Source organism: Lamprobacter sp., assembly GCF_034860625.1.
Classification (GTDB): Bacteria; Pseudomonadota; Gammaproteobacteria; order Chromatiales; family Chromatiaceae; genus Lamprobacter.
Genome location: NZ_JAYESN010000307.1, coordinates 1 through 3,021, shown reverse-complemented (window position 1 = coordinate 3,021; position 3,021 = coordinate 1). Strand labels below are relative to the sequence as shown.

Annotated in this window: 4 protein-coding genes and 1 pseudogene; all 5 read left to right on the top strand. The window is 62.5% G+C overall.

Annotated elements, in window-relative coordinates; genetic code table 11:
• Positions 1 to 238, top strand: a 238-nt coding sequence (locus VBE63_RS26665) for a hypothetical protein (RefSeq protein WP_323686027.1), incomplete at its 5' end; no start/stop codon positions are given.
• A gap of 48 nt (positions 239 to 286) precedes the next feature.
• Positions 287 to 1,245: pseudogene (locus VBE63_RS26660) on the top strand (Rpn family recombination-promoting nuclease/putative transposase).
• Between the two features lie 85 nt (positions 1,246 to 1,330).
• Positions 1,331 to 1,960 (top strand): nucleotidyltransferase domain-containing protein, encoded by a 630-nt coding sequence (locus tag VBE63_RS26655; protein ID WP_323686026.1) that lies wholly within the window; start codon positions 1,331 to 1,333, stop codon positions 1,958 to 1,960.
• Positions 1,957 to 2,349, top strand: a complete 393-nt coding sequence (locus VBE63_RS26650; RefSeq protein ID WP_323686025.1) for a HEPN domain-containing protein — start codon at positions 1,957 to 1,959, stop codon at positions 2,347 to 2,349. The genes VBE63_RS26655 and VBE63_RS26650 overlap by 4 nt, the downstream gene beginning before the upstream one ends.
• Before the next feature lie 37 nt (positions 2,350 to 2,386).
• Positions 2,387 to 3,021, top strand: a 635-nt coding sequence (locus VBE63_RS26645; protein ID WP_323686024.1) for a DEAD/DEAH box helicase, incomplete at its 3' end; no start/stop codon positions are given.

The following is a 3,021-nucleotide window of genomic DNA, read 5'->3' as shown; positions in this document are numbered from 1 at the left end:
CTCATTTGCACACCTGAAGAATGACTTGGAGGCGAACATGTGGACTGATCCCATTGTCGACGAGCTGCATCGCATCCGCGAGGAACATGCGGCACGTTTCAATTTCGATCTGGACGCCATTGTGGCGGATTTGCGCAGAGTCGAAGCGGAATGGCCGGGACCGAAGATCAACCCGCCGCCACGGCGACCGAAATCCCGTCCGAACGCTGAGCCGGATCATGCAGACACAGGCAGTTGAGCACGAATCATTGCTTGCACGACCCATCGGCTCGACACGTAATCCTCGATGAACACCCACGACCCCAGCTACAAACTGCTGTTCTCGCACCCGCAGATGGTGCGCGATCTGCTGCTGGGCTTCATCGACGAGCCCTGGGTGGCGGAGCTGGACCTCGACAGCCTGGAGCAGGTCAGCGGCAGCTATGTCAGTGATGACCTGCGCGATCGCGAGGATGACATCATCTGGCGGGTGCGTTTTCGCGAGCGCTGGCTGTATCTCTACCTGCTGCTGGAATTCCAATCCAGCGTCGATGCCTACATGGCGGTGCGTTTACTGACCTACATCGGGCTGCTCTATCAAGACCTGATCAAGCAACAAGCGCTCAGCGCTGACGGGCGCCTGCCGCCGGTGCTCCCGGTGGTGCTCTACAACGGCCAGCACCGCTGGCGTGCGGCGACCGAGCTGCTGGAGCTGATCGAGCCCGCGCCGGGGCGGCTGCGCGACTATGCTCCAAGGCTGCGCTATCTGCTGCTGGACGAAGGCGCCATCGACGAATCCGCGCCCTGGGCGCTGCGCAATCTGGTCGCGGCGCTGTTTCGTCTGGAAAAGAGCCCCGATCCGCCGGCGCTGCGACAGGCCCTCTCGGCGCTGATCACTTGGCTGCAAGCCCCCGAGCAAGCCAGCCTGCGCGCGCCTTCACCGTCTGGATCAAGCGCGTGCTCTTGCCAGCACGCCTGCCCGGCGTTCCCTTACCCGAGATTGCGGATCTATTGGAGATCGAAACCATGCTTGCCGAACGTGTTGTTGAGTGGACCAAGACCTGGGAGCGAACTGGCTTTTACAAAGGCGAGGCGGCTTTGCTGGCGCGTCTCATGCACAAGCGCTTCGGCCCGCTCGATGCCGCCACCGAGGCGCGTCTCCAGGCGGCCAGCAACGCCGAGATCGAGTGCTGGGCGGAGCGGATTCTGGAGGCGCGGCAGCTCGCTGATGTCTTCGTGGAGGCGACCGACGAGCGTGATGGCTGAGTGCCATGGCGGCGCGGCCGGGCACCCCGGTGTCTTCGCCTTTGGACGCGCCGAGCCAGGGCCAGCGTCGAGCGGGATTTGATTCGTGTCCCGTGACTGGCAGCTCTACCTGGCTGACATCGTCGAACACGGCGAGCGCGTGGAACGCTTGGTGCGCGGTCAGGATCTGGACAGCTTCGAGCAGGATGAGGTCTTGCGCCAGGCGATCCTGTTCAGTCTGCTGATCATCGGTGAGGCAGTGAAACAGCTCCCTTCGTCCCTGCGTGACGCGGAGCCAACCGTCAATTGGCGCGTTGCCGCCTGCTCGATGCGGCAAGGCGCCTGCAAACGCAACCGGGGCACAATGTCGATGAATAAGGCGGTTGAATCGCATGAGGTCTTGCTTGATCCAGTCACCCAGCTTGCGTTGGCGACCTTCAAGACGGTGCTGGCCGCCCGCTATGGCGAGCACTTCAAGTCGCTCTATCTCTTCGGTTCTCGAGCGCGCGGAGAACAACGCCCAGACAGCGACGCGGATGTCGCCGTGTTTCTGGATCAGGTGACCGATCCCATCGGCGAGCAGTTCGACCTCATCGATGCAGGCTACGACATCCTGCTCGACACAGGGGTCAACATTCAGCCCTGGGTCTTCGATGAGGCGAGCCTGGCCGACCCGGAGCAGTATCCGGCACCACATCTTGTGAGCACCATTCGACGGGAAGGTGTGCGCTTGTGATTGGCCGACTCCTAGCCAAATCCAGACAAGCGCTGAGCACTGCGGCCCGCGACCTCGACAATGGCGACATGGATGCTGCGGCCAATCGCTGCTATTACGCCGTTTACTACGCGGCTTGGGCCATGTTTGCCGCGTTCGGTCTCGAGAGACCCAAGACCCACAGTGGCCTGATCTCCGAGTTCAGCAAGCAGTTCGTCAAAGATGGGCCTGTCGAACGGACATTTGGTGCGACCTTGGGAAAGCTCGAAAGCCTGCGCGCCTACGCGGATTACACGCTCGAGCCGACACCGAGAGAAAAGGCCGAACAGGCGCTCGACGCAGCAAGAACCTTCGTCGCTGCCATCGAAGCCGAAATCAAGCACAGAAGCCCTCAACGACACGATGGTTAATGAATGACCCTCAAATAGGGCGAATGGAAGGGGTAAGATGCTGCCATCACTGGTCGTCGATGAGGTCCGCCGTGGTGTCGCCGAGACACTGCGCACGCAGTTCGAGCCGTCTACCGCGCACTTCAAGGATGCGGTCAGGCGGCTGATCGACACGCCGAGCTGGGTCAAAGGCCCCTATGTGCAGCTCGGGATGCCGTTCGTTCCCGGCGACTCCGGGCGTGACTTCTTCAGCGCCTTCCAGACCGAGCATCCCGCCTTTCTGCATCAGGAACAGGCCTGGCAGCGCTGCGCGCGCGAGGGTCGCTCGACACTGATCGCCACCGGCACCGGCTCGGGCAAGACCGAGTGCTTCCTCTACCCGGTGCTGGAGCATGTCGCCGCGCATCGGGACGCTCCGGGCATCAAGGCGATCATCATCTATCCGATGAACGCGCTGGCTGACGATCAGGCCGGACGCATCGCCGAGCTGGTGCACCAGACGCCGGCCTTCCGGGGCATCCGTGCCGGGCTCTTCGTCGGCTCCGGCAAGGCCAAATACAACCCCAAACAGGCCGGCAAGACGCCGGTGCTGGACAGTCTCGCGATGGGGCCGAGCGAGGTCATCAGCGACAAGGAGGTGCTGCGCCAGGACCCGCCGGACATCCTGCTGACCAACTACAAGATGCTGGATTT